This window comes from Bartonella sp. AP58NXGY, assembly GCF_042195785.1.
Taxonomy (GTDB): domain Bacteria; phylum Pseudomonadota; class Alphaproteobacteria; order Rhizobiales; family Rhizobiaceae; genus Bartonella.
In genome coordinates this window covers 345-881 of record NZ_JBHIOY010000156.1, presented here as the reverse complement: position 1 = coordinate 881, position 537 = coordinate 345, and the positions used below count along the sequence as shown (strand labels likewise).

At 41.3% G+C, this 537-nt stretch carries 1 protein-coding gene and 1 pseudogene; both read left to right on the top strand.

Translation table 11 applies throughout. The features are described from left to right. Positions 1-240: TolC family protein (locus ACFINC_RS10150; protein ID WP_375617133.1), on the top strand; the 240-nt coding region annotated here is incomplete at its 5' end. Continuing rightward, a pseudogene (locus ACFINC_RS10145) lies at positions 237-537 on the top strand (efflux transporter periplasmic adaptor subunit); the annotation flags it as partial. The gene ACFINC_RS10150 and the pseudogene ACFINC_RS10145, both read left to right, overlap by 4 nt.

Here is a 537-nt window from a genome sequence, read left to right as displayed (position 1 = left end):
TCTTTACAACTTTCACGAAGCCTTTTTGAAAATGGAAATATCAGCTTCCTTGAATTATTAAATGCTGATCGTTCCTATTATTCTGCGCAAATGGCACTTAAAGATAGCCGCATTGCTTTAGCTACCCAATATATTGCTCTGATGAAAGCATTGGGTGGTGGATGGGATGGTGTCGTTGATGTGTCACGTCCGGAAGTCGTTGATGGTGTTTCCCATTCACTTACAAAGGTAGGGCAATGAAAAAAAGTTTCATCAAAAATTTCATTACAAAACGCAAAAAGCTTTCATTCTTGCTTATTTCTCTTTTCATTATTATCATTTTGTTGTGGTTACGCTCTGTTTTTTTTGGAACATCTACGCCAACCTATATGACAGCTGTGGTAAAGCGTGGTGATATTGAAGAAAGTGTTTTGGCTTCTGGGATTGTGCGCCCTTATCGATTGGTGGCAGTTGGAGCGCGTACTACAGGGCGGGTGGTATCCATGCGCGTCTTTCCGGGAAGTGTTGTGAAAGAGGGAGATCTCTTGGCAGAAATTG